Below are 25,264 nucleotides of genomic sequence, written 5' to 3'. Positions count from 1 at the left end.
CGGCTGCCAAGCCGGCGGCCTTTTTGCATTCCGGTCGCAAGAAACCGTCGCGCGACCGATCTACTTTTTCTGCGTGTCTTACCCCATATGCCGAAGAACCAGCCCCATCCGAGCGAACCGAAGCGCGCGCGTGCCGTCGCGCGGCCCGCGCCCGAACCGGCTGCTCCCGCCGCCAAGCCGAAGCTCGATCCGGCGGCCGGGCTCGCCGGCCTCGGTGCATTGCGCGACGCGCTCAAAGTCGACACGCAACGGCGTGAACGCGAACGGGTAGCCGCGGCGGCCGCGCAGCGCGAAGCCTCGGCGGACGCCGATCTGTTTCGCCGCGAGATCGGGGCGGTTGCACCGCTCGCCGTGCCGCCGCGCGCTACGCTGCCGCGCAATCCTCCGCCGCCGCTGCCGGTGCAAACCAAACTCGACGAAGAAGCCGTGCTGCACGAAGCGATCTCCGACGAGTTCGACCCGGAGATCCTCCTCGAAACCGACGAGACGCTGTCCTACTGCCGCCCCGGCGTGAGTCAGGAAGTCGTGCGCAAACTGCGGCGCGGCGACTGGATCGTGCAGGCGCAAATCGACCTGCACGGCATGCGGCGCGAGGAGGCGCGCGAGGCGCTGGCGGAGTTCATCCGCGAGTCGGTGAAGCGCGGCTTGCGGTGTTTGCGCGTGATTCACGGCAAGGGCCTGGGATCGATCGGCAAGGAACCGGTACTGAAGGGCAAAGTCCGCGCGTGGCTCGTGCAGAAGTCCGAGGTCATCGCGTTCTGCCAGGCGCGTCCGCACGACGGCGGCGCCGGCGCGGTGGTCGTGCTGTTGCAGCCGGGCGCATTGCCGGCTCACGCCAAAGCCTGACGGAGCCACGGTGATCCATCCGAGGCTGACGCTCGCACTGACCATCATGGAGGCGCTGGCGATTTTCGCGTACGCCATTTCCGGTTTTATCGAAGCCAGAACCCGCCGGCTCGACGCCGTGGGAACGTTTCTGGTGGCGATCGCCACGGCCTTCGGCGGCGGCACGTTGCGCGACGTGCTGCTGGAGCGGCGGCCCTTCTACTGGGTCGAGCATCAAGATTATCTGATCGCGATCTTCGTGATGTCGCTGTTCGCGCCGACGCTTCTGAAAATGACGTCGCGGCTCTTTTCCGAGCGCGTTCTGCTGGTGGCGGATGCGATCGGGCTGGGGCTGTTCAGCATAGGAGGCACGTCGATCGCGCACGACGCGCAGATGCCGTGGTTCACCTCGGTGATGATGGGCGTGCTGACAGGCGTTTTCGGCGGCGTGATCCGCGACGTGTTGTGCAACGAAGTGCCGCTGATCCTGCGCGACTCGCGGCCGTATGCCACGTGTGCGTTCGTTGGCTGCTGGCTGTATGTGCTGCTGGATTACGTCGATTTCGACACGGTTTATAGCGTGCTGATCGCCACCGCCTTCATCCTGCTCGCACGGCTCGCGACATTCCGGTTCAATGTGCGCTTGCCGCATTGACCACATGAAGCGCCAAACGGCGGCGCATTGCCCTCTGACAGGCAACGCGCCCGCCGGCTCATTCGAACTACTTGTTGGTCGCCAGCGCGCCCGCGCTCTTCGAGCCGCCGAATAGCGCCGTCAGATAGGCCGAGTTGTTGTTCATGGTCGCCATCAACGTGTTCAGCGCGGTGAATTGGCTCTGATACTGCTTCGTCAATTGCGTGGCGTAGTCGCTCAGCTTGGTCTGCTGTGCGGTGACGCTCTTCAGGTCGGCGTTGAGCGCGTTGTTGCGCGTGTCGATAATGCCGCCCGTCCGCGTGAACTCGTCGATGCTCTTGTTCAATTTCGCGCCGACGCCGTCGGTCGAGTTGAACAACGCGGCAACTTGCGCCGGGCTGGTGTTGAGCGCGGTCGTCAGTTTGGCGTTGTCGACGACCAGCGTACCGTCGGCGGGATCGCCCTTCAGCGTGATGCCGATGTGCCCGAGGCTCACTACGGAGGTGCCCTTACCCACGCCGCCGGCGACGATCGACGCCAGCGCGTTCTTGACCGTCACCAGCGTCGAATCGCCAAGCAATGCGCCGCCCGTCTTCGACGATTTGTCGTACGAGGACAACTTGCCGATCGTGGTGACCACCGTGTTGTAAAGGTTGGCGAAGTTCGTGATGGCCGTGTTCTGCGCGGTGGTGTCGGGCGCGATGGTCAGCGTTTGCGGATTGCCGACCGACGCGCTCGACAGATTCAGCGTGACGCCGGCAATCGCATCAGTGACGGCGTTGTTGGCACTGCGCGCCGCGATTCCGCCGATGGTCAGCAACGCGTCCTGCGCCACTTCGCTCTGACGCCACGCATTGCCGGCGTCCGACGACACGATCGTGGACGCTCCGCCGTTCGCGCCGGGTGTCGAGGTCACGCCGAGGCTCGACAGGCCCGCGTCGTTCTGCACGTTGCTGGTGGCCACGTTGATCGTGTTGGCCGAGCCGGTGGTGGCCGAGCGCAGCACGAGGTGAGCGCCGCCGGTGCCGGTCACGATCGTCGCAGTCACGCCCGGATTGTTGGACGCCTTGTTGATCGCGCTCGCGATGCCGCTCAACGTGTTGTTGGTGCTGTCGATGGAGACGTCCATCGACTTGCCGCCGACCGAGATCGTCAACGTGCCGGTGCCGAGTTGCGTCGTTGCGCCGAACGCCGCCGACGCAAGACTCTGCGACGAGGCGATCTGCGTCACGTCGATCGCATAGCTGCCGGCCACCGCGCCGGGGCCCGCTTTCGGGTCAAGGCCCTTGCCGCTCGCGGTGGCCGCGAAGGTGGACAAGGTGGTCCCGTCCGACAGATTCTTGATCGCCGCCTGCAAGGCGGACAGCGCCGAAGTGAGCGCGCCGTACGCGGACAATGTGGTGTTGTCGCTGGTCTGCCTGGCCTGCAGCGACGCCGCCTGACCTGCCGTTTTGGCGTTGACGAGCGCCGAGACCAGGGACGACACATCCATCGACGAATTGCCGGTCGAACCGCTGATAATGGATTGCGCTGCTTGCTGGACCTGGCTTTGCGCGTTGGCCGTCGCGCTATTCACCGAGGACGTGATGCCGGACATGTGAAGCTCCCCGTACGTCGAATTTTTCGTTATTCGTTAAGCGACGTCCCGGGCTGCTTCTGTTGCGCGATTTATCCGGCTACGTCGGCGTCTCTTACAAAGTTTTCAAATGTTACACCATCTTTCTTCATAGTTTTGTGACGTTTTAACGTAGCGAATATTGGTTAGAGCAAGTGTCGTGGTTGTCGATTTGCGCGGCTCCCGCTCGTCGTGGGATAAAACGGCTGCTCCGGCCGTTCTCGTGCCACAGCAATCACCAACCCCCAAGGTGAAGATGATGCCCCTGAAGCTCTACGCCCATCCCTTCTCGTCCTACTGCCAGAAGGCTTTGACCGCGCTCTACGAAAACGGCACGCCGTTCGAGCTGCGCCTCCTGGCGCACGACGACTCGCAAGTCATGGCCGAGTTCGCCGCGCTGTGGCCGATCAGGCGCTTCCCGGTGCTGGTCGACGGCAGCCGGACCGTGATGGAGGCGAGCATCATCATCGAATATCTGGGCCTGTATCACCCCGGCCCGGTGTCGCTGCTGCCGGCCGACGCCCGCGCCGCGCTGGAAGTGCGCAGCATGGACCGCTTCTTCGACAACTACATTTCGACGCCGCAGCAAAAGATCGTCTACGACAGCATGCGCCCCGAGGCGGAGCGCGACCCGCACGCCGTCGCCGACGCGCGCGCCATGCTCGACACCGCGTACGGCTGGCTGGACAAGGTGATGGCGAAACGCGAATGGGCCGCCGGCGACGCCTTCAGTCTCGCTGATTGCGGCGCCGCGCCGTTCCTGTTTTACGCCGACTGGACGCACGCCATCGGCCCGGCGTTCCCGCACGTGCTCGCCTACCGCAAGCGCCTGCTGGCGCGGCCGTCGTTTGCCCGCGCGGTGGACGAAGCGCGCCCGTATCGCGCGTACTTTCCACTCGGCGCGCCGGACCGCGATTGAGGGCTGCGGCGCGGCCGTTTCGCGCAAAAAACGGTCGACCGCGCCACGCCAGCCCTAACGGTTTGCGACAACAATTTTCCCAACCTATACACTTCACTTCGAAACCTACTTCCGCCAATCAACCTTAAGGCAAAACATGGACCGTTTCGAAGCCATGGAGATATTTACGCGTGTGGTCGAGGCGAACAGCTTCACCAAAGTATCCGAGTCGCTCGACCTGCCCCGCGCCAAAGTCAGCCGTACCATCCAGGCGCTGGAGGAACACGTCGGCGTGCGTCTGTTGAATCGTTCGACGCGCCAGGTCAGTGTCACCGAAGACGGCGCGCTGTTCTACGAACGCTGCGTGCGCATCCTCGCCGAAGTCACCGACGCCGAATCGTCGCTGTCGAACAAGCGTGAGAATCCGGCGGGCACGATCCGCGTGGACACGTCCGGCACGCTGGCGCGCGCGCTGCTGCTGCCCGCGCTCGACGATTTCTACCGGCAGTATCCCGAGATCGATGTGCGGCTCGGCCTCGCCGACCGTAACATCGATCTGATTCAGGACGGCGTGGATTGCGTGATCCGCATGGGCACGCCGGAAGAGTCGAGTCTCGTCGCGCGGCGGATCGGCCAGGCGCGGATTGTCACGTGCGCGTCGCCGGCGTATCTGGAGAAATACGGCGAGCCGACCACGCTCGAAGAATTGAGCGAGCACCGCGCGGTCAACTACGTGTCGGCGCGCACCGGCAGAACGTTCCCGTTCGAATATCAAGTGGACGGCGAGATCGCCAAAGTGTCGCTTAAAAGCGTGCTCGCGGTGAACGACGGCTCGGTCTATATCGGTGCGGCCGCGCTCGGGCACGGCATCATTCAGCCGTCGCGCTTCATGGTCGCCGACCTGATCGCGCAAGGCGCGCTGAAGGAAATCCTCACGGGCTACACGAGCCCCAGTACGCCACTTTCTGTGCTGTATGCGCATCGCCGCAATCTGAGTTCGCGGCTGCGTGCTTTCATTGAGTGGGTGACCGAACTGGCGCGCAACAATCCGGATCTGCGCATTACCGAGCAGTAAAACGAAGCGCGCAAAACCAAAAAACCCCATGCGTTGCGAAACGCATGGGGTTTTCTGTTCTATTGCGGCAAAACTTCGCGATCAGGCAATCCGCTCTTCGTTCGTCGGATCGAACAGCACCGCCTTCGACGTGTCGAACAACAGCGTCGTGTTTGCCAGCGGTTGCGGATTCGACGCCGGGTGCACGCGGCTCACGATGCGCTTGCCGTTGACCTGCGCGAACACCAGCGTGTCCGGCCCGGTCGGCTCGATCACGTCGACCTTCACTTCGATCGGCTGCAGCTTCGCGTTGTCGCCATGCGCGCCGCGCGCGTCGGTGATCCGCTCCGGGCGCAGGCCGAGAATCACCTCACGGCCGACGTGCGACTTCACCTTCGCCGAATCGAACGGCAGGTTCAGTGCCGTGCGCGCAACGCCCGTATCCAGTTCGAGCGCGACGCCCGCGCCCTGCTCGACCAGCTTGCCCTGGATGAAGTTCATCGGCGGCGCGCCGATGAAGCCGGCCACGAACAGGTTCGACGGCGAGTCGTAGATTTCCTGCGGCGCGCCGAACTGCTGCACGATGCCGTCTTTCATGACCGCGATACGGTCGCCGAGCGTCATCGCTTCGATCTGATCGTGCGTCACGTAGACGATCGTCGTGCCGAGGCGTTGGTGCAGCAGCTTGATTTCCGAACGCATCTCGATACGCAGCTTCGCGTCGAGGTTCGACAGCGGTTCGTCGAACAGGAACATGACCGGATCGCGCGCGAGTGCTCGGCCCATGGCCACGCGCTGACGCTGGCCGCCGGACAGTTGACCCGGCTTGCGGTCGAGCAGATGCGTGATCTGCAGCGTGTTCGACACGCGGTCGACGATCTGCGTCTGCTCGTTCTTCGGCACCTTGCGGATGTTCAGGCCGAACGAGATGTTCTCGCGCACCGTCATGGACGGATACAGCGCATACGACTGGAACACCATCGCGATATCGCGATCTTTCGGCGACAGGTTGTTCACCGTCTTGCCGTCGATCTGGATCTCGCCCTTGGTCACGGTTTCGAGGCCGGCAATCATATTGAGCAGCGTCGACTTGCCGCAGCCCGAACCGCCGACCAGAATCAGGAACTGGCCGTCTTCGATGTCGATGTTGACACCCTTCAGGACCGGCACCCCGTTCGGGTAAGTCTTGTACACGTCACGGATGGAAAGGCTTGCCATGCTGTGAATCCTCTTTGTCTCTGGTACTGCTTGAAAACGTCTTCGGGTGACGGCGGCGCATCATGATGCGCCGCCGCGCTCGGATGGTTTAGCCTGGCGTTTAGCCCTTCACTGCGCCCGCGGTCAGACCGCGCACGAAATAGCGTCCGGCGATGATGTACACCAGCAGCGTGGGCAACGCGGCGATGATCGCGCCGGCCATGTCCACGTTGTATTCCTTCACGCCGGTCGAGGTGTTCACGAGGTTGTTCAGCGCCACCGTGATCGGCATGGAATCGACGCCGGAGAACACGATACCGAACAGGAAGTCATTCCAGATCTGCGTGAATTGCCAGATCAGGCACACCATGAAAATCGGCAGCGAGACCGGCAGCAGAATCTTCGTGAAGATCGTGAAGAAACCCGCGCCGTCGATACGCGCCGCTTTCACGAGTTCAGCCGGAATGCTGACGTAGAAGTTGCGGAAGAACATCGTGGTGAAGGCGATACCGTAGATCACGTGCACGACCACCAGGCCGGTGGTCGTGTTCGACAGGCCGAGGAAGCCTTCGAAGCGCGCCATCGGCAGCAGGATCGCCTGGAACGGAATGAAGCAGCCGACCAGGATCATCGTGAAGATCGGATCCGCACCACGAAAGCGCCAGTGCGTGAGCACATAGCCGTTGAACGCGCCGATGATCGACGAGATCAGCACGGCGGGAATCACCATCCGCACCGAGTTCATGAAGAACGGCTGCATACCGTCGCAACGCACGCCCGTGCAGGCGCCGCTCCATGCCTTGATCCACGGGTCGACGGTCCAGTGGGTAGGCGGCGTGAGCAGGTTGCCCGTGCGCAGTTGATCGATGTCCTTGAACGACGTGGACAGCATCACGTACAGCGGGAACAGGAAATACAGGGCGAACAGAATCAAGGCCGCATAAATGACGGCACGGCTGATCGTCATCTTAGGCTGCATTGCGGGTGCTCCTCGATTCCAGATACATGAGCGGCACGAGCACGGCCACGACGGTGGCGAGCATCATCATCGACGATGCCGCGCCGACGCCCAGCTGCCCGCGATTGAACGAAAACGTGTACATGAAAATAGCCGGCAGCGACGACGACGTGCCCGGACCGCCCGCGGTCAACGCAACGACCAGGTCGAAGGTCTTGATCGTGATGTGGCAGAGAATCAGCAGCACGGAGAAGAACACCGGACGCATGCTCGGAATCACGATCTTGCGATAGATGGTGGGCAAGCCCGCGCCGTCCATCTGCGCGGCCTTGAAGATTTCACCGTCCACGCCGCGCAAGCCCGCGAGGAACAGCGCCATCACGAAGCCAGTGGATTGCCAGACGGCCGCGATCACCACGCAGAAAATCGCCTTGTCCGGGTCGCCCAGCCAGCTGAACGAGAAGCTCGTCCAGCCCCAGTCGTGGAACACCTTTTCGAGGCCGATGCTCGGCGTCATGATCCATTGCCACGCCGTACCCGTCACGATGAACGAGAGCGCCATCGGGTACAGGAACACGGCGCGCAGCGCGCCTTCGTTGCGGATCTGCTGATCGAGCAGGATCGCGAGGAACAAACCGAGACCGATACAGATACCGATGAACGGGATGCCGAACCAGCCGAGGTTGGCAGCCGACGTCCAGAACACGTCGTTATCGAACAGTTCGCGATAACGATCCAGACCGACAAATTCATAACGTGGCATCAGTCGCGAATTGGACAGCGACAGATAGCCGGTAATGGCGATAAAGCCATACACGAAGATCAGGCTGATCACGACGCTGGGTGCGAGCACCAGCTTCGGAATCCAGCGATCGGCAAGGGCCGCCATCGGCGACGCGCGGCGGGTCACGGTGGCCGTTTTCCCGTTTCCGCTGATAGAAGCAGTCACTACTCGACTCCTGCTGAAACTGTGCCGCCGGGACCTTCACGCTGAAAAACGCGAGGCCGTAACGACATAGGGGTGACTCTATGAACCAGGGTGAAGCCGCCTGCCATGCAACGAGTAAAACCCCGGCAATCAGCGACACGAAGCGCGCGCCCGACGCCCGTTGCTGAACCGCCGGGCGCGCCGCTTCGTTTGTCTCAACTTACTTGGTCTTCGCTGCCTTCGCGAGCGCGGCAACTGCGCTCTTCGAATCCTGCTGCGAGTTCATGAACTTCGTGACCACGTCCGAGATCGCGCCGGCTGCTGCATCCGGTTGCGCCATGCCGTGTGCCAGCGAAGGCACATAGCCGCCCGACTTGATCGCGACTTGTTCATCCGCGTACGACTTCTTCGCGCAGTCGTCGAACTTGGCCATCGACACGCCCAGACGAACCGGGATGGAACCCTTGTTCAGGCTGAACTGTTCCTGGAAGTCCGGCGACATGATCGTCTTCGCCAGCGCGAGTTGACCCGGCGTGGCCGCCTTCTGGCCTTTCTGCTGGAAGAACACGAACGAGTCGACGTTGAACGTGTAGGACTTTTCGGTGCCCGGCACAGCGGCGCAGATGTAGTCCGAGCCCGACTTCTTGCCGGCGTTGGCGAATTCGCCCTTTGCCCAGTCGCCCATGAACTGCATGCCGGCCTTGCCGTTGATGACCATGGCCGTTGCCAGGTTCCAGTCACGGCCCGTGCGGCCCGCGTCGAAGTAGCCCTGGATCTTGCGGACCGTGTCGAACACGCCGACCATCTTGTCCGAAGTCAGCGTCTTCTCGTCGAGGTCGACCAGCGCCTTCTTGTAGAAGTCCGAGCCTTGCGACAGCACGACGTCCTCCCACAGCGTCAGGTCTTGCCACGGCTGGCCACCCATCGCGATCGGCTGGATGCCGGCGGCTTTCATCTTGTCGGCCACGGCGAAGAACTCAGGCCACGTGGTCGGCGCCTTGCCGCCCGCCTTGTCCAGCGCTGCCTTGTTGATGTACAGCCAGTTCACGCGGTGCACCGAGAACGGCGCGGCAACATAGTGACCGTCGGCGTGCATGATCTTGTCGATTTCCGGCGGCAGGTTCTTCTTCCAGTCGCCAGCGGCCGCGTCGATCGGCACCAGCACGCCTTGCGACGCCCAGTCCTGGATCAGCGGACCCTTGATCTGCGCAGCGCTCGGTGCGTTGCCCGAGATCACCTGCGTCTTGAGTGCCGTCATGGCAGCCGCGCCCGCGCCACCCGCAACCGCGAAGTCCTTCCACGTGTAACCCTGCTTCGTCATGTCGTCCTTGAGGACGCCGACGGCTTTCGATTCGCCGCCCGAAGTCCACCAGTGCAACACTTCGATCGACTCGGCGGCTTGCACGGCCGAGACGCCACACATCAGACCTGCGGCGCACAAAGCGCCCATGATCGCGCGAAATTTCATTGCTTATCTCCTCCAGACACCTGAACAAAAAACAAATGGCCCCTGATGTCGCCAGGGTGCTGTGGTTGGTTCAAACAGGCAAAACACTGGGCGATCGAGCACGGTCGGGCGCATGCGCTAGGCATGTGCCGGCGGACCAATGTCCGGCCGCTGGAAGCTCAAGAGATGAGTGGTTCGGGATGCAACTGACTGTCTCCTCTTTTGATTTTTGCCTGCCCGCGTTTCGCGCGGCAGACTCGAGGTGCCTTGCACGTCAACCTGGTGCCGACCATTACGGAAAGCCGCTCAACTCCCCGGCTTTCCGTAAAGGCCGCCGGGGCATGCTGGCACGTGCCGACACGCAATGTCCGTTAACATGCAGGGGACGCCTGCCGATTCGGGAAAACGCGCATCTTGACGCTTAGCGCACGCTTTTTTCATCGAATTAGCGCTACCTCTTGATTTGGATTGTAGTTAAACTACAATTCAGTGTCAAAAAATATTTTATCGGACTACGGTCGCGCTTTTGCTCAACTTCCGCGGCCCCAGGACATCGACGGAGACTCATGCAAACCGATTCAAGCTTCACCTTCGTTCTCTTCGGCGGCACCGGCGATCTGTCGATGCGCAAGATCCTGCCCGCACTGTTTGAAGCGCACCGTGCAGGCGGCATGCTGGCCGACAGCGGCAAAATCGTCGCGGTGGCGCGGCATGCAACGAATCGCGGCGAGTACATCCAGTGGGTCAACGAGCACGTCAAACCGCATGTGTCGAAGAACGGTGTGGATGAAGCGGCATGGGCGAGCTTTCTGGAGCGCATCGAGTTCGTGAATATCGACCTCGGCAAAGCGGAAGACTTCGTGCATTTGCGCGACGCCATCCAGGACTTGCCCGGTATCCGCGTGTTCTATCTGGCAACGGGTCCGTCGCTGTTCGTGCCGATCTGCCATGCGCTGGCATCGGTCGGGCTGAACGTGAATTCGCGCATCGTGCTGGAAAAGCCGCTCGGCTACGACCTCAAGTCGTCGAATGCAATCAATGATGCGGTCGGCGAAATCTTCGCTGAAGAACAGATCTATCGGATCGACCACTACCTCGGTAAAGAACCGGTGCAGAACCTGCTGGCGCTGCGCTTCGGCAATGCGCTGTTCGAACCGTTGTGGCGCCGCGAGTGGGTCGAGAGCATTCAGATCACCATTGCCGAAGAACTCGGCGTGGAAGCGCGCGGCGACTTCTACGACAATACCGGCGCATTGCGCGACATGGTGCAGAACCATTTGCTGCAACTGCTTTCCATCGTGGCGATGGAACCGCCGCACTCCATGGATTCGGATTCGGTGCGCGACGAAAAGCTGCGCGTGCTGCGCGCCTTGAAGCCCATCGATCCGCGCGATATCGGCAAGGTTGCGGTGCGCGGGCAGTATCATTCGGGCGTGATCCGCGGCACTGCCGTGCCGGCGTATGCAACGGAGCCCGGCGTGAAGCCTGAAAGCGCGACCGAGACGTTTGTCGCGCTGAAGGTCGAGATCGAAAACTGGCGTTGGGCCGGCGTGCCGTTTTTCCTGCGCACCGGCAAGCGCCTCGCCGATCGCGTCGCCGAGATCGTGGTGAACTTTCGTGCGGTGCCGCATTCGGCGCTCGGCGCTTCCGCGTTGCGCGCCGGCGCGAATCGTCTGGTGATCCGCCTGCAGCCGAATGAAACCATTCGCCTCTACTGCCTCGCGAAGCAGCCCGGTGAAGGCATGAACCTCGCCAGCGTCCACCTCGACCTCGCGTTCGACCAGTTCTTCCGCGAAGGACAGATGGAGGCGTATCAGCGGTTGCTGCTCGACGTCATCAACGGCCGGCTCGCGCTGTTTGTGCGGCGCGACGAGCAGGAAGCCGCGTGGCGCTGGGTCGAACCGATCCTGAACGAATGGAAGGCGTCGAACAAGCCGCCCAAACCGTACGCATCGGGCACGTGGGGACCGGCTGCATCGAGCGCGATGCTCGCGCAGCACGGCACCTGCTGGCTTGAAGAAGAGAATTGAATCACGGCGGCACGTCGTATTGAATGGAATATGACGTGGCGCCCGTAAGACCCACCGACGAACTGAACGGAATGGCGCCGGTATGACGAGGGCGCCTGCAGGTCATCCATCTTGCAGGCATCGCGTAAGAGCAGTACGGCAGATTCCGCAGATCACACAAAAAAGCAGCACGGAGGAGAAGTGATCGAGCTTCACGCTTTCGACGATCAACGCGCCCAATCCGACGCGTTGGCGAAAGCGGTCGGCGACGCGTTGCATGCGTCGCTCGCCGCACAGGCCGCCGGTTCCGCCACCGCGCGCCCCGCAATGCTTGCAGTGTCCGGCGGCAGCAGTCCGCGCCCGTTCCTGCAGACCTTGTCCACGCAGACCTTCGATTGGGCGCGCATTGCCGTGACGCTGGTCGACGACCGCTGGGTGCCGGAGACGGATAGCGCGAGCAACTCGCAGCTGGTGCACGCCACGCTGTTGCAGAACGCCGCGAAGGATACGACCTTCTGGGCGCTCGTGGACACCACGCAAGATCTCAACGCGCATGTCGCCGCGCTGAACGCCGACGCGCGTTTTAGCAACGTGCCCGACGTCGCGATTCTCGGCATGGGGGAAGATGGCCACACCGCGTCGATCTTCGCCGACTCGCCCGAATGGGATCATGCGATCACCACCACCGAACGCTTCGTCGCCGTGCATCCCGGCAGCGCGCCGCATGCGCGCGTGAGCTGGTCGATGTCCGCGCTGAAGGAAGTCAAGCATCTGTTCTTGCTGATCGCAGGACCGCGCAAGATGGACGTGCTCAATGCCGCGTCCGCTTCGCTACAAAAAAATGCCATCTCGCAGTTGGCAAACGACAAGGGAGTGAGACTCGATGTCTACTGGTGTGCAAACTAAGGCTGTTCCGGGCGCGGGCCAGCACGCCGATGGACCGAGGCTGCTGGCCGACATCGGCGGCACCAATGCGCGCTTCGCGCTGGAGACGAGCCCGGGCGAAATCGGCTCGGTGAAGGTCTACCCGTGCGCGGACTATCCGGGCGTTGCCGAAGTCATCAAGAAGTATCTGAAGGACACGAAGATCGGCCGCGTGAATCATGCGGCGATTGCGATTGCGAACCCGGTCGACGGCGATCAGGTGAGCATGACGAATCACGACTGGAGCTTTTCGATCGAGGCCACGCGCCGCGCGCTGGGTTTCGACACGCTGCTGGTGGTAAATGACTTTACCGCGCTGGCGATGGCGTTGCCTGGCTTGACTGACGCGCAGCGCGTGCAGGTGGGTGCCGGCGCACGTCGGCCGAATAGTGTGATCGGTTTGCTCGGTCCGGGCACCGGCATGGGCGTGTCCGGTTTGATTCCCGCTGATGATCGTTGGATCGCGCTCGGTAGCGAAGGGGGGCATGCCACTTTTGCGCCGGCCGACGAACGCGAAGATATCGTGTTGCAGTACGCGCGCAAGAAGTGGTCGCACGTGTCGTTTGAGCGCGTCGCGGCGGGGCCGGGTATTGAAGTGATCTATCGCGCGCTTGCGGGTCGCGACAAGAAGCGCGTGGCGGCGAATGTCGACACGATCGAGATCGTCAAGCGTGCGCTGGAAGGCGAGCCGTTGGCGGCCGAATCCGTCGATGTGTTCTGCGGCATTCTCGGCACGTTCGCGGGCAATATTGCGGTGACGCTTGGGGCGTTGGGCGGGATCTATATCGGCGGTGGTGTCGTGCCGCGGCTTGGCGAGTTCTTCTCGCGCTCGTCGTTTCGCAAGCGCTTCGAGGCTAAAGGCCGGTTCGAGGCTTATCTGCAGAACGTACCGACGTATGTGATTACCGCTGAATATCCGGCGTTTCTCGGTGTGTCGGCGATTCTTGCCGAGCAGTTGTCGAATCGCGCGGGTGGCAGTTCATCGGCGGTGTTCGAGCGGATTCGGCAGATGCGCGATGCGTTGACGCCCGCCGAGCGACGTGTTGCCGATCTTGCGCTGAATCATCCGCGGTCGATTATTAATGATCCGATTGTGGATATCGCGCGTAAAGCGGATGTGAGTCAGCCGACGGTGATCCGGTTTTGTCGCTCGCTCGGTTGCCAGGGGTTGTCGGATTTCAAGCTGAAGCTGGCAACTGGTTTGACGGGCACTATTCCTGTTAGCCATAGCCAGGTGCATCTTGGCGATACGGCGACGGACTTCGGCGCGAAAGTGCTCGATAACACCGTGTCGGCGATTTTGCAGTTGCGCGAGCATCTGAATTTCGAACAGGTCGAGCGGGCTATCGATCTTTTGAACGGCGCGCGGCGGATCGAGTTTTATGGGCTCGGGAACTCGAATATCGTCGCGCAGGATGCGCATTACAAGTTCTTCCGGTTTGGTATTCCTACTATTGCCTACGGCGATTTGTATATGCAGGCGGCGTCTGCTGCTTTGCTTGGGAAGGGGGATGTGATCGTTGCTGTGTCGAAGTCAGGGCGTGCGCCTGAGTTGTTGCGGGTTCTTGATGTGGCTATGCAGGCTGGGGCTAAGGTGATTGCTATTACCTCTAGTAACACGCCGTTGGCTAAGCGGGCTACTGTGGCGCTTGAGACTGATCATATTGAAATTCGTGAGTCGCAGTTGTCTATGATTTCGCGGATCTTGCATCTGGTTATGATTGATATTCTTGCTGTGGGGGTCGCTATTCGGCGCGCTGTGCCTAGCGCTGATGTGGCGGAGACTGTTGCCAAGGCCAGGCAAGGGGCTGATGATGATGCCAGCGCTGTGCTCGATTGGTTGAGTCATGGGGCGGCTTCTTCGGCTCGGGATTGAGGTTTGAGGTTGTTGGCTGCGCCGCAGGTGTCGATGTTGTGGTGGTGTTGTGTTGGCCTTTCCTTTCTTAGTGGTCTATTAGCGTTGCCCCTATGCGGGGCGGCACCTACTTCTCTTTGCCGCCGCAAAGAGAAGTAGGCAAGAGAAAGCGGCTCACACCGCTAATTCTTAAGCGGGTCCCCCGCGCAGCCACGGTAGTGGTGCATCTGGAATCTGTGTTCTCGCACATTCCGCGTGAGTGACAAGGCAGTCATTCTTCCGGCGGCGCTGCGCGCGCCGTTACGGTCCTTCCTCCCGTTGTCATTGATTCGTGTGCGGCCTTCGTCGGTCGCCTCGGCGCGCCTTTTCCACGGGCGGCGTCGGATGAACCGGTGTTTCGGATTATGTCGTGCACTGCAACCGTTCGTTGCAGTCGACGCCGACCTCCCCGTTGCCGCTAATCGTCGACGTTATCGCTTATCGTGCCGGCACAACCGACGAACCATTATGCGAACAAAATTCGTTTTCATCTCGAGCCCTGGATGAGTTGCAAAGGCTGTTTTGAAAACGCAATAGCGTCGAAATAGACCACTCAAAGCTTAAGGAAACCTTAAGCACTCCCACGATCTTCAATGAATCTTTTGAGGCAGAAATAAGGCTCACCGTGCGTCAGTCAATCGAAGGAAATCATTCATCTGGACGACTTAATTTAACTTCACATTCACGGACTATTACTAAAAGTTTCCCCATCACTTTTAAAGGAGAAGGACGTGAAGACGATCAGGAGATGGCAGCGTGCGCAGAGCGTTATCGCAGGTGGTGTCGCAATGCTCGCCGCGCTACATGCAGCAACGGCGCTGGCGGGCGACGCCGACGACCACTCGCGCGAGCATGAAGGAGTCAAGCATGTGCTGTTGATCAGCTTCGACGGATTGCATGAGCAGGACGTCGCGCGCTGCATCGGTTCGAATTCATGTCCGAATCTGGCATTGCTCGCGAAGGCGGGTACGAACTACACGAATGCGCATACGCCAGGCCTGTCCGATTCATTTCCTGGTTTGGCTGCATTGGTGACGGGCGGCTCGCCGAAGTCGGCCGGTCTGTTCTACGACGTATCTTATGATCGAACGCTCTACGCCCCTTCCGATACGGGCTGCACGGGCAAACAAGGCTGGAATGTCGTATTCGACGAAACAACCGGCGTCGATGGGGAGAATGGCGGCGCGCTGACGCATCTCAACGGCGGTGGCGCTTTCAACCCGCAGGCTATTCCTCACGCACTGGTCAACGGCGTGTGCCAGCCGGTCTATCCGCATAACTACATCAAGACCAATACCGTCTTCGAAGTCATCAAGGAGAACAAACGGGACGCGCGCACCGCCTGGGCCGACAAACATGCGTGGGGCTACGATTGGCTGAACGGACCATCCGGTATTGGTGTAGACGATCTTTCACGCACGGAAATCAATTCGATCGATCCGGCGACTAACACCAATTACACCGACATCTACACGCACACGGAAAAATTCGACAACTTCCATGTTCAGTCGCTGATTGCCGAGATCAACGGCCGAGACTCCACCGGACAGTCGCGCGCCGATGTCCCCACGCTGTTCGGCACCAACTTCCAGACGCTGAGCGTTGCTCAGAAGGCCACGGTCGCGACGGGCGGCGGCTATCTGGACGCGAGTTTCACGCCGGGCCCGCAGGTCGCCGGCGCGATTGCCTATCTGGACGACGCGTTGGGTCGTATCCTCGCTGAACTCAAACAGCGCGGGCTTTATTCGTCCACCGCGATCATTGTCACGGCCAAGCATGGCCAGTCGCCGACCGACCACTCGAAGCTGGTGAAGAACGGCGACACGCTCACGAAACTGCTGGAAGCCAACAACTATCTGGACCCGAATGGCAACTTCGGACAGAACGCGACCAAGAGCGGCAATCTGAACGACGGCACTGGCCTCGTGGATACCGGCATGGTTCAAACGGACGACGTCGGGCTAATCTGGCTGCGTGATCAGAGTCAGTTGCCCGCAGTCGTCAAGACGCTGAAGAGCAACCTCGGTTGCAACGCTCCGGGCATCTGCGCCGACGGTCCGCAGGCGTACATTCTGTACGGACCGCAGCTTGCCGCGCGCTTCGGCAATCCGGCACGCGGCCGCACGCCCGATATCGTCGTGCAGCCGAATCCGGGTGTCATCTATACGTCGAGCACGTCGAAAGACGAAGAGCACGGCGGCAACGCGCCCGACGACAGCCATCTAGGTCTCGTGGTCTCCGTTCCGGGTGCTCGTCGAACGGGACAAACCATCGACGAACCGGTACTGACCACCCAGGTCGCGCCAACCATCCTGCGCCTGCTCGATCTCAGACCTGAATTGCTGCATTCGGTTGCGCTCGAAGGAACGCGTGCGCTGCCGGGCTTCGAGCGCGACCGCTTCTAGACTCGAGGGAACGTCCACAGCGGCGCCCCAAGCATGCTCAAGTGAGCGACGCAGTCGTTCGGAGATTGGTGAGCGGACGGTTGCGTCGCCGGCATAGTCCGGCGACAGCCGGCGGGCATATGAAAATACCGGAAGAGCTGACTGGCATGATTGATGTCTAGATCGTCGCCGGACTTTTTGCACTCGAACAGCATGATTGGTTTGCCGTCTTTCAGGATCGCATAGTCCACCTTCTCGCCTTTCTTCGTGCCGACGTCAGCGATCAGTTCGGGCGTTACCTCAAGAGGATCAAAGACGTTGTATCCCAGCAGATGGATGAAAGGCATCACCATAGCATTCTTGGTTGCCTCTTCGGTTTGCACCATATCCTTTGCTGTTGCGACGCGTGCTGCCAAGGCCCTCACTTCATCAATGAAATCCATATTGCTCATCTTCTCTATTTGAAGTAACAGTTACCCGTGAGTGGGCTGAAAACTTCCCTATAAGTTGATTCGGTAGACAGCCAGGACACGCACAACACCGGAGCGCGAACAATCGCACAGCCGGAGAGCGCTACGCGGCCATGTCGCTTGAAGCCCGGGCTTTCGCCTTCTGCCGCAACTGGCGCACGTAGTTCTCTGGCTCGAAGCGCATTCCGGTGATGGGCTTCCACTCGGGTGACCGGCCCAGCCAGCTCGACCAGCCGAGCTGCTGGGGGCCGCCCATGACCGATGGCGTCGCGCTTGCCAGCTTAAGCAACAGCTCAAGCTCCCAGGAATACTCGCGGCCGACAAAGGTCCAAACGAACTCGATGAGCTTCAGCAGGTCGGAGGCCCGCGGCGTAAAGCGCTGATACTGTTCCATATCGAGCGGCCCGAGCACAATACGGAAACGGTGCCTGCGGTCAGGCACGACCTGCCCGAGCGTTGCACCCATGGCAAGGCACGACGACATCTGCTCTCCACTGAACCGGCTCTCACGCCCCGGCTCAATGGCCATCCAGTGCAGCTCAAACTCCTTTATCTCCACCGGCACACCGAAGAAGTGCGCCAGCGTGGCACGCAGCCCATCAGGATTGCGCGACTGTCGCACCAGGTGTGGTGCGGCAGACAGACGCGCATGAGACGCAAGCGGAAAGGGCCGCTCGCGCCGCCGGCCATCTCCCAGCAGCGAGGCCACGTAAAAGGAAAAATGATCGTCGTCGGCCCGGTCGAGGCTCACCGCCGACTGCGACCACTTCCACGCCCGAAACATCAGCGAGAGAGAGCGGTGATGGAAGATGTCGAGGAAGTTGCAGAGTGTTGGATCGCGACGGCTCTCCTCGCGCTCGCGGGCAATCTCGGTGACATGGATTGGCAGCGGGCCGTTCGGGCCCAGCATGCCGAGGCTAAAGAGCCGGATGCGGAGCCTGCCGTCCTTAAGCGTGGCATCTGCAATCTCGCGTGGGGCAAAGATCAGGCTCGGTTTCTGGCCAAGCCGGAATGTCTCGGTGGTGGCCAGTGCAGCCGTGCCAACCGGATCAATGGCCGGGTTCGCGTTGATGCGGCGCATGAGGGCAATGAACCCGTAACGCCACGGCTCGGCCTCCAGGTGTGCAATCAGCGCCTGCGACAACGGCTGCACAGCCGAAACCGTATCAGGTGATTCAGACTTCATGAGGTCGTCTCGCGAGAGGGAAGCGCATGGCTAGTGCAGCACGCGGCGGGCAGGCGCCGGGCCGCCAGCCGGGCACCGCAGCCCGGACGTGCTGACGAACGGATTGACAAGGATATCCAGCCCGTCGCATAGCGGTGTCCCGTCCGCAGCGGCCTGACGCCAGAGATCTGCATCAAGCGGGCACATGACCAGTTCGGTGGGTGGTATGTCGAACTGCCTTTCGAATCCGACGATCGCCTTCTCGATCCACTGGCGGAATTCGCTGATTTCTTCGTTATTCATAAATCGCACGCCGTAATTTCTTGATGTTCAGATGCGCAATCAGCGCTTGCGACAGCAGCCGCTCAACCCGCCTTGCTGACGGGAGGGCACGCAGGCCGCAAGTTCCCCGGACTCCGCTTGATCTCATGCGTGCATTGCATCGAATACCCCGAGGACCGGCACAAAATGCCATTACTGGCACTCCGGATCAAACACGGCGAACTGGTCAAAATCAGGATCCACATGATCCACCTGCATAACCGGCACTTCGCGCCACGCGCGTCGCGCCATCGCCTGAAGCGCGTTCGCATCCGAGGTAAAGAACGCCTGCAAGGGCTCCCGCCATGCGAATAGCCCCGCCTGCTCGTGGACTGCATCCATCAGTCGCATGGTGGTTTCGAACGGTGCGGCCATCTCATCCCACGACTGCGGACGCGGTGTCCCGAAGGCCACCGTATCCGGCGTTCCGTCGGGGCGCAACAGGATTCGTCCGTCGCGTGCCCGCCATCCGGCATGCAGGAAAATGGATGCCCGCTCGCTTGCTCCGCCCGTCCATGAATCGGGGGTAAGGTCGGTGACCTGCAGCACCTGGATACGCTCTCGCTCACACCGCATGACATCGAGAAGGGCGTCAAACAGCGACAAATAACAACTCAGCCGCCTTTCCCCCGCTTACGTCCACGTTGCCATGTAACGTCACTGCCTTTTCATGTTCTTCCACTGCCACGACGTAGATCGCATTTATGTGGTCCCAGCCTGCCGCGCCCATTCAATTCCTCCCTGAAAGCAGCCGTATTTCCGGGCCACTCATGCATCCACACGTGGCGTGATGGCCCTGTTGTCCAAACGACAAAAGAAAACACAAACACACTAATCTCCAACGCTCGCCATCGAACTAGCGATCAATGTGCAGCCACATTCGGAATGGTGCCCATGCAGCGCAACCTGTTCGCCACCGATCGTGAACGCTGGGTGAGCCTCGATGATTTTATTCACCCCATGCGGGCGGCCGTCTGGATATTTTTCCGGGCAATCGACGAGATCATGCAGGCGAGCTATTTTTCTTCCGCCAATCGTATGAAGCTCTGATCCGGTAATGACCTTGCCGCCGTGTGAGGTTGAATCACCAACAACGATAATCTTTAGCGCCATGTCAACTCCTCGTCTAGATTCGCCTAACTGTGAATATCTACACCACGAATGCTAGGTATCGCATCACGCTGATCAATCGCCGTCCTGATCCGGTTCCTGCGCTGGATACGATGGATACGCGCTCGATATCCTGCTCTTGATAAAGCGAATGCGCGAACTGTATGCAGCGAATAGACATGCCGGATTCTCACACTTATTGCGCACGTTCCTCAGCCAGTCCAGTTGCCCATTTCTCACAGGGTCCTCGTAAGAAATCTCCTTAGAGTCGGTTAGCAGCATGCCAACATAGCCACGACTAACGGTCGCGTCCAGTTTCGCAAGTTCCGGGTTATTGCAAATCAGATGCTCAACGTTTGTGGCCGCCTTCTTGCAATCGAAACTCTCCTCGGCATTTACTGGCGCATGTGTCTGGCGTTCAAACAGGTACGCCCAGGAACCGTCGAGCAGCACAATTTCATCAGGCGATTTGTAGATTGTGGCGTAGCGTAGCCCCTCGCAGAGTGGCGCATCGGCGGCACTCAGAACAAAGGTGTCGGTGAATGTGCTAGCTTTCGCGTGAAACTTTCTGCTCAAGAATGAATTAAAGTTGTCGAAGGATCCGAACGAGCGCGAGATAATGGGGTCGACATAAAAGCTCACTCGCTTATCGACCTTAACACTACAACTGTTTCCGGTCTCGTGATACACGAATGTATTGCTGTCGAATGTGAGGGATCCTGCCATCACCGGATTAACCGGAAACGACAGGCGGTGAAAGTCACTTCCGCGCTCGAATTGCGCAGCACCAATCATCCGATAGGTGTCTTGAGCTACTGCATAAGTCGGAATCACGAGCGCCAACATCAGAATTGTCAACCATTTCTTGAGTGGTTTCATTGTTAAAATAGACATTGTTTTATTCAGTGATTCGAGTTGTAAACATTCAGGCAGAACACATCGTGCTCTCGTTCACGTCGTGTCCTGTTCTCAATATCCAGAAACTCGACAGGAGCCCCGGCGTAGTCGCCGCTGTTCAGTTTGCGACACAGGCTGGGCGCTTTGCTGAGGCTTCCCATGTTATAGGCGAGCGAGACAAGTGCATCGTATTCGTTCTGATAGAGAGGGACGTTGATCGCGTTTTTTACGCGGCCCTCGATTATCGTGACGTCGTTTTCGAACAGCGTCTGTGCTTCCGCAACGGTGATCTTGCTCGACATCGCGACGTATCCATTTGCCGTGCAACTGCTTTCCCCGATCAGATGGCCCCAGCCGACTGTGCAATAGCCCTTGCTGTCGTCGTAGTAGTAAGTGTGCGTCTTAGTTTCGTCGTAATAGACTCCCTCCCAGCCCTTGATAAACGCCTTGCCCTGTTCAGATATTTTCAATTGCCCGATAGGAATTCGCTGCCCAGCAGGCTGCAATGGCGGCGCGTCAAGAAAGATCGCTCTGTAACCTTCCTGCAGGATCGCTAGAGAATCGATTAAATCAGAGCGCCGGTGAAATGGCCCCGGCAGGTCGCCGCCATTGAGTTTGGAACTGGAATTAAAGCCATTTGCTCCCGAATATGCTTCGAAGTGAAGCATTGACACGTTTTCATTGCCTACTACGTGCAGCGGCGTGCCGTTCGGCTTTAGCAGTGTGCCGCTGACGGCAAGGATCTGCCCTTGGCTGACTGGGTCCCCGACTCTCACCGCGATTGATGATTGTTTAACCTCACCATACAGCGCAATGAACTCGCGACCGTCGGCGGTCTTGTGGTGAATGCTGATCTGCCACGTATGGCAGTAGAAAAATTCGCACTTTATGACGATGCCAGGTGCGATCGAGACGATCGGCGTATCGGCCTTCACATACAGATCTCGCGCAGCATGCTTGCGGCCTTCTGACCTGTTCGCACCGAATCTCGCCTGGTCGTGGCCTCCACCGTTCAGCTGCTTGGCCCAAGTGAAATCACGCGACCGCGTACCGTAGATGCCGTCTTCGTCATTGAGAGGTCGCGTCTGGATCGGGAAAATAATCGGGGGAACACCCCTGGGGGGCGTGGTTGTCGGCGCACCATGATCATTGGTGTCGTGATTGCTCGTCGGCGGCGTTCCCCTTGGCGCGGGCATTCTGGGCGCAGGTTGCTCGGACCTCCTGGACTGCACAGGTGGAACCTTGAGCACCTGACCAACCAGGATCACATCGGAGGTGAGGTGGTTGACATGCTTGAGCAGATCAACGCTCGTATGATATTTCCTGGCGATTGCTGTGAGGTTGTCATGTGCCTTGACCTTGTAGGTCCCACGCCAATAGTCACCGCCTGCCGAGTTATCCGTTTGGGTCGGCAAATCATGTTGCGTTTTCGGACTTGTCAGATGAAACTTGATTTGAGACAACGTCGCCTTGAGTCGCGCCACCTCCTTCATGGAATCACTGGTCCAACGCTTTACATGCACGGACAGATCATCCCCTTTCCGGGCAACAAACTGTACGGCACCGCGGGCATCCGTCGACGCCGCGTGATAGACGTGGCTAGCCTGGTCCCCGAGACCTCTAATCTCGAGCTTCAGATTTTTGATCGGCACGCCAAATTGATCTTTCAGGAAGATCGTTACTGCGGACCTGTGATCATTGGGATTATTCGAATTCTGCATTCTTTCCTCGAATCACACTCTGACTATTTATTCGCTCAAGTTGACGTAGTGATAGGGATCCTCAGGCAGTGGGTCGTCCGCTCGCGCTGCCGTCGTATCTCCTTCAACTTCAACCAGCCATGCTCCCCGCGTTCCAGCGAGCACCTGAACGGTTTCGGCCTGGTCAGTCAAAATACGCGATGTCCGGCCATCCTGATCAAGCACACCCTCTGCAATGAGATCACCATTGGCTCCGCGGGCCATATACTCAACGTCGTTAAAATCCCTGAGCCAGTAGATGTCGTAAGCGTCGAGCCGGTTACTGAATGCCTTGGGCATGTCCATACCTGGCAGCGAGGAAGACAAGGACTTTGGCCCCGGCAAGGCGTGACTGGCCGCGTGGGCGACCCAGTTTGCAGGCGTGCCGTGCTCGATACCCGCGCCATTGATCCGGATATAACTGCCCCGAGCCTGCAACAGGATTTCTTCCGCCGCCGTAATTTCGATACGCTTCTTTGCGCTGATCAGCTTCAGCACCTGATCGGCGATGATCTCGATGTCGTTGCTCTGCGATTGCAGAACCACCGGTCCTTTCGCGGCGAAGAATTTCACCGCCTCCTGGTACGCGAATATCGACACCGCGCCACGTGCCGCGACGTGGTATGAACGCCCGGCCGAGAGGCTGTAGTCGCGACCGGCTGTCACCACATAGTCGTTCATGCTCGCCACGTGCGTGCTGTCCGTCGCGGTCATCGCAATGCCAGCGGCGCTCGCGACCACCACATCGGGTCGCGTCATTTCGGGCGAAGGGTTTTCATAACTCTTCGGCCCCCCCCGGATCGCGTCGTTCTGCAGCTTGATCGTGCGGTGGGCATCGGTCTGGCCAGCGTCCAAGGTCTGTGCCTTGTGCTTTACAGCAAGCGCCGACAGGTCCTCATGCTGCTGGCGGGCCTGTGTGAGGCGCTGGACCGTCTCACCCATGTCCTTCACCGGAGCCGTCGCGCCTGTGCGCGTCTCCGATGTGACCAGCACTCCACGGTTCGCCCGCATCACCGCGTGCGCATCGGTGGCCACCTCGATGCCTTCCCCACGCGCCTCCGTGCGCCCCTTGTTGCCGTCAATGCGGGTGTTGAAGCCCGCCACGAAGCGCGAGTTCGCGTGGTCGCTCGTCACCTGCACCTGGAGCCTGCCGGGCGTATCATCCGTCACGACACTGTTCGAGGCAGACGCACTTTTCCTGCCAATGTCCTGGCTGCGCCAGCCCGACAGCGCCTCGTTGGCGGGCAGGTCCCATGGCACCGTGTTGTCGTTCGTCGTATGGCTTGCGAGGATGAACGGGCGGTCCGGGTCCGAGTTGTAATAGCCTACGTGGACGTGGTCATCCACGCGCGGAATCCAGATCGCACCACGGCGTGTGCCCTGCCACGGCTGCGCGAGTGGCACCCAGCACGTGGCCTGCCCGTCGCGCTGGCCCTTGCGGTCCCAGGTGAACCACAGGCGCAGCCGCGCGAGCGGGTCGGTGGTCACAACCGAATTGTCGTAGCCCGTCACGATGGCGGTCTCGGCAAACGCGCGTGGCTTCTTCGCCTTCAGCGGCGTGCGGTACACCTCGTTGGCGTCCTGCGCCGTAAACTTCGTCCTGCAGGTGTACGCACGCTTGAGCCCGCCGCTCTGGGTGATGGTGTCGTTGTTCACGATCTCGATTGTCGTGCCCGTTACCACGTACTCGGCGTTCGCTGGCTGGTACGGATAGCCTTCGAGGAAGAACGAGTAACCCGTCATCAGGCCGCGCAGGTTGCCTTCCCCCTTGATGCGCATCGACCTGCAGCGGTGCGCATCGACGCGCACCCGCGCCAGGAAACTGGCCTCATACTGTTCGTCGTTGCGCCGTCCGTTCACGCCCATCGCCCCCTGCAGCGGCTGCGCGTAGTCGGCCTGGATGTACTCCTCGGCGTTGTCGTGCGCGGCGTCGCGATGCATCTTGACCGTGTACGTGCGATGCGACTCGCCCAGCATGTAGTCGTAGTCGGTTACGGTCGTCTGGCCGGTGGTCAGCGCACGTGAGAGCTTCACACTGTGAACATGTTCTTCATCAATGCGCTGGCCGCCCCGGTCGAGGTACTGGATGGTCCGGTACGCGGGACCGTGCTTCTTCCAGCTCGCGTTGTCGAACAGCACCAGGGTGTCGCCATCTTGAAAAAATGTCACCCCGAACTCCTGCCACAGCCTGTCGAGCAGGGCCCAGTCACTTTCGTACCACTGGCGTGTGAAGTCCCTTTTCGGGTAGTAGCTCTTCTGTCCGCCGGGGCCACTGAGGCGGTAGCGCACTTCAATCGGGTATTTCTTCAGGACCTCGCGCGTGATCTCGATGACATCCTTGTCCATGAACGCCCGGTTTTCTCGGTTCAGGCTGGTGAGCCAGAGCGCGGGCCGCAGGCGGAAGCGGTAGAACATGCGGCGCGGCTGCTGCGCTCCGAGGCACGTCGCCTCGGTGATCACGCCCGTGATCTCACGGATGTCGGCCCCGACGTTCACACCGCCACTGTCCGGTGTCTGGCCATTCTGCCAGGTGCCGTTGCCTTCGATGGCAATGCGCACCGTCATACGCCTGCCCACCAGCTTGTTGACATCGACCAGCTTGTGCATCTCGCTGATGTACAGGCCATCGGCCTCGATGGTCGAGACATCGACCTTGTAGTCGTAGAGACGGCCGAGCTTTTCCGTGCCTGTGAGGCGCGTGGCCACGAACACCGGCTCGCCCCGGTAAGTCGGAAACGCCTCGCAGCTCACCTCCAGCGTGCGGGCTTGGGTATTCCATGACATCAATGCACCTC

The 25,264-nt window shown here is 60.3% G+C and carries 21 protein-coding genes; 8 read left to right on the top strand and 13 right to left on the bottom strand.

Features of this window, described 5'->3' with window-relative positions:
- Positions 1 to 87: 87 nt before the first annotated feature.
- Together ACFSNN_RS16365 and ACFSNN_RS16360 are read left to right on the top strand one after the other, a co-directional pair.
- Positions 88 to 846, top strand: a complete 759-nt coding sequence (locus tag ACFSNN_RS16365; RefSeq protein WP_134456845.1) for a Smr/MutS family protein — start codon at positions 88 to 90, stop codon at positions 844 to 846.
- Positions 847 to 859: 13 nt separating this feature from the next.
- On the top strand, positions 860 to 1,480 hold the full coding sequence (locus tag ACFSNN_RS16360) for a trimeric intracellular cation channel family protein (protein ID WP_134458954.1): 621 nt from the start codon (positions 860 to 862) through the stop codon (positions 1,478 to 1,480).
- Positions 1,481 to 1,547: 67 nt separating this feature from the next.
- Here ACFSNN_RS16360 and fliD read toward each other — a convergent pair whose 3' ends face one another.
- On the bottom strand, positions 1,548 to 3,056 hold the full coding sequence (fliD, locus tag ACFSNN_RS16355) for a flagellar filament capping protein FliD (RefSeq protein ID WP_134456846.1): 1,509 nt from the start codon (positions 3,054 to 3,056) through the stop codon (positions 1,548 to 1,550).
- 277 nt (positions 3,057 to 3,333) lie between these two features.
- Here fliD and ACFSNN_RS16350 point away from each other — a divergent pair, with 277 nt between their 5' ends.
- Complete coding sequence (locus ACFSNN_RS16350; protein ID WP_134456847.1) at positions 3,334 to 3,993, top strand: glutathione S-transferase family protein; 660 nt, start codon at positions 3,334 to 3,336, stop codon at positions 3,991 to 3,993.
- Positions 3,994 to 4,129: 136 nt separating this feature from the next.
- Positions 4,130 to 5,047, top strand: coding sequence for a LysR family transcriptional regulator (locus tag ACFSNN_RS16345; protein WP_134456848.1), 918 nt, complete (start codon positions 4,130 to 4,132; stop codon positions 5,045 to 5,047).
- Positions 5,048 to 5,128: 81 nt separating this feature from the next.
- Here ACFSNN_RS16345 and ACFSNN_RS16340 read toward each other — a convergent pair whose 3' ends face one another.
- From ACFSNN_RS16340 to ACFSNN_RS16325, 4 genes are all read right to left on the bottom strand, one after another.
- Positions 5,129 to 6,244 carry an ABC transporter ATP-binding protein gene (locus ACFSNN_RS16340; RefSeq protein WP_134456849.1) on the bottom strand — a complete coding sequence of 372 codons (1,116 nt, stop codon included), beginning with the start codon at positions 6,242 to 6,244 and terminating at the stop codon, positions 5,129 to 5,131.
- A gap of 100 nt (positions 6,245 to 6,344) precedes the next feature.
- Positions 6,345 to 7,202, bottom strand: coding sequence for a carbohydrate ABC transporter permease (locus ACFSNN_RS16335; protein ID WP_007175884.1), 858 nt, complete (start codon positions 7,200 to 7,202; stop codon positions 6,345 to 6,347).
- A complete protein-coding gene (locus ACFSNN_RS16330) occupies positions 7,192 to 8,130 on the bottom strand; it encodes a carbohydrate ABC transporter permease (RefSeq protein WP_134456850.1) in 939 nt (312 codons plus the stop codon). The genes ACFSNN_RS16335 and ACFSNN_RS16330 overlap by 11 nt, the downstream gene beginning before the upstream one ends.
- 199 nt (positions 8,131 to 8,329) lie before the next feature.
- Entirely contained in the window at positions 8,330 to 9,577 is a 1,248-nt protein-coding gene (locus ACFSNN_RS16325; protein ID WP_134456851.1) for an ABC transporter substrate-binding protein, read from the bottom strand.
- Positions 9,578 to 10,122: 545 nt separating this feature from the next.
- Here ACFSNN_RS16325 and zwf point away from each other — a divergent pair.
- From zwf to ACFSNN_RS16305, 4 genes are all read left to right on the top strand, one after another.
- Positions 10,123 to 11,586, top strand: coding sequence for a glucose-6-phosphate dehydrogenase (gene zwf / locus ACFSNN_RS16320; RefSeq protein WP_134456852.1), 1,464 nt, complete (start codon positions 10,123 to 10,125; stop codon positions 11,584 to 11,586).
- A 180-nt stretch (positions 11,587 to 11,766) separates the two neighbouring features.
- Positions 11,767 to 12,471, top strand: a complete 705-nt coding sequence (gene pgl, locus ACFSNN_RS16315) for a 6-phosphogluconolactonase (protein ID WP_134456853.1) — start codon at positions 11,767 to 11,769, stop codon at positions 12,469 to 12,471.
- Positions 12,449 to 14,365 (top strand): bifunctional transcriptional regulator/glucokinase, encoded by a 1,917-nt coding sequence (locus ACFSNN_RS16310; protein WP_106306061.1) that lies wholly within the window; start codon positions 12,449 to 12,451, stop codon positions 14,363 to 14,365. The genes pgl and ACFSNN_RS16310 overlap by 23 nt, the downstream gene beginning before the upstream one ends.
- Before the next feature lie 749 nt (positions 14,366 to 15,114).
- Complete coding sequence (locus ACFSNN_RS16305; protein ID WP_134456854.1) at positions 15,115 to 16,788, top strand: alkaline phosphatase family protein; 1,674 nt, start codon at positions 15,115 to 15,117, stop codon at positions 16,786 to 16,788.
- Here ACFSNN_RS16305 and ACFSNN_RS16300 read toward each other — a convergent pair.
- The 8 genes from ACFSNN_RS16300 to ACFSNN_RS16265 form a co-directional block, all read right to left on the bottom strand.
- The gene (locus tag ACFSNN_RS16300; protein ID WP_244322763.1) at positions 16,785 to 17,210 is read right to left on the bottom strand and encodes a type I restriction endonuclease; all 426 of its coding nucleotides are present in this window, start codon (positions 17,208 to 17,210) and stop codon (positions 16,785 to 16,787) included. The two genes, ACFSNN_RS16305 and ACFSNN_RS16300, sit on opposite strands and share 4 nt — an antisense overlap.
- A gap of 130 nt (positions 17,211 to 17,340) precedes the next feature.
- Complete coding sequence (gene tssG / locus ACFSNN_RS16295) at positions 17,341 to 18,423, bottom strand: type VI secretion system baseplate subunit TssG (protein ID WP_134456855.1); 1,083 nt, start codon at positions 18,421 to 18,423, stop codon at positions 17,341 to 17,343.
- Positions 18,424 to 18,453: 30 nt separating this feature from the next.
- A complete protein-coding gene (locus tag ACFSNN_RS16290) occupies positions 18,454 to 18,705 on the bottom strand; it encodes a hypothetical protein (RefSeq protein WP_134456856.1) in 252 nt (83 codons plus the stop codon).
- 171 nt (positions 18,706 to 18,876) lie between these two features.
- Positions 18,877 to 19,329: a hypothetical protein gene (locus ACFSNN_RS16285; RefSeq protein WP_134456857.1), complete on the bottom strand. Its 453-nt coding sequence runs from the start codon at positions 19,327 to 19,329 to the stop codon at positions 18,877 to 18,879.
- Between the two features lie 225 nt (positions 19,330 to 19,554).
- The gene (locus tag ACFSNN_RS16280) at positions 19,555 to 19,836 is read right to left on the bottom strand and encodes a PAAR domain-containing protein (protein WP_134456858.1); all 282 of its coding nucleotides are present in this window, start codon (positions 19,834 to 19,836) and stop codon (positions 19,555 to 19,557) included.
- 72 nt (positions 19,837 to 19,908) lie between these two features.
- Complete coding sequence (locus tag ACFSNN_RS16275; RefSeq protein WP_134456859.1) at positions 19,909 to 20,727, bottom strand: lysozyme inhibitor LprI family protein; 819 nt, start codon at positions 20,725 to 20,727, stop codon at positions 19,909 to 19,911.
- 8 nt (positions 20,728 to 20,735) lie between these two features.
- Positions 20,736 to 22,451 carry a glycoside hydrolase family protein gene (locus ACFSNN_RS16270; protein WP_134456860.1) on the bottom strand — a complete coding sequence of 572 codons (1,716 nt, stop codon included), beginning with the start codon at positions 22,449 to 22,451 and terminating at the stop codon, positions 20,736 to 20,738.
- A gap of 27 nt (positions 22,452 to 22,478) precedes the next feature.
- On the bottom strand, positions 22,479 to 25,253 hold the full coding sequence (locus ACFSNN_RS16265) for a type VI secretion system Vgr family protein (protein ID WP_377689313.1): 2,775 nt from the start codon (positions 25,251 to 25,253) through the stop codon (positions 22,479 to 22,481).
- Between the last annotated feature and the right edge of the window lie 11 nt (positions 25,254 to 25,264).

It is taken from the genome of Paraburkholderia dipogonis, assembly GCF_042680985.1.
Lineage (GTDB): Bacteria > Pseudomonadota > Gammaproteobacteria > Burkholderiales > Burkholderiaceae > Paraburkholderia > Paraburkholderia phytofirmans.
Note: the sequence above shows the minus strand (reverse complement) of the source record. Positions and strands in the feature narration are given on the sequence as shown.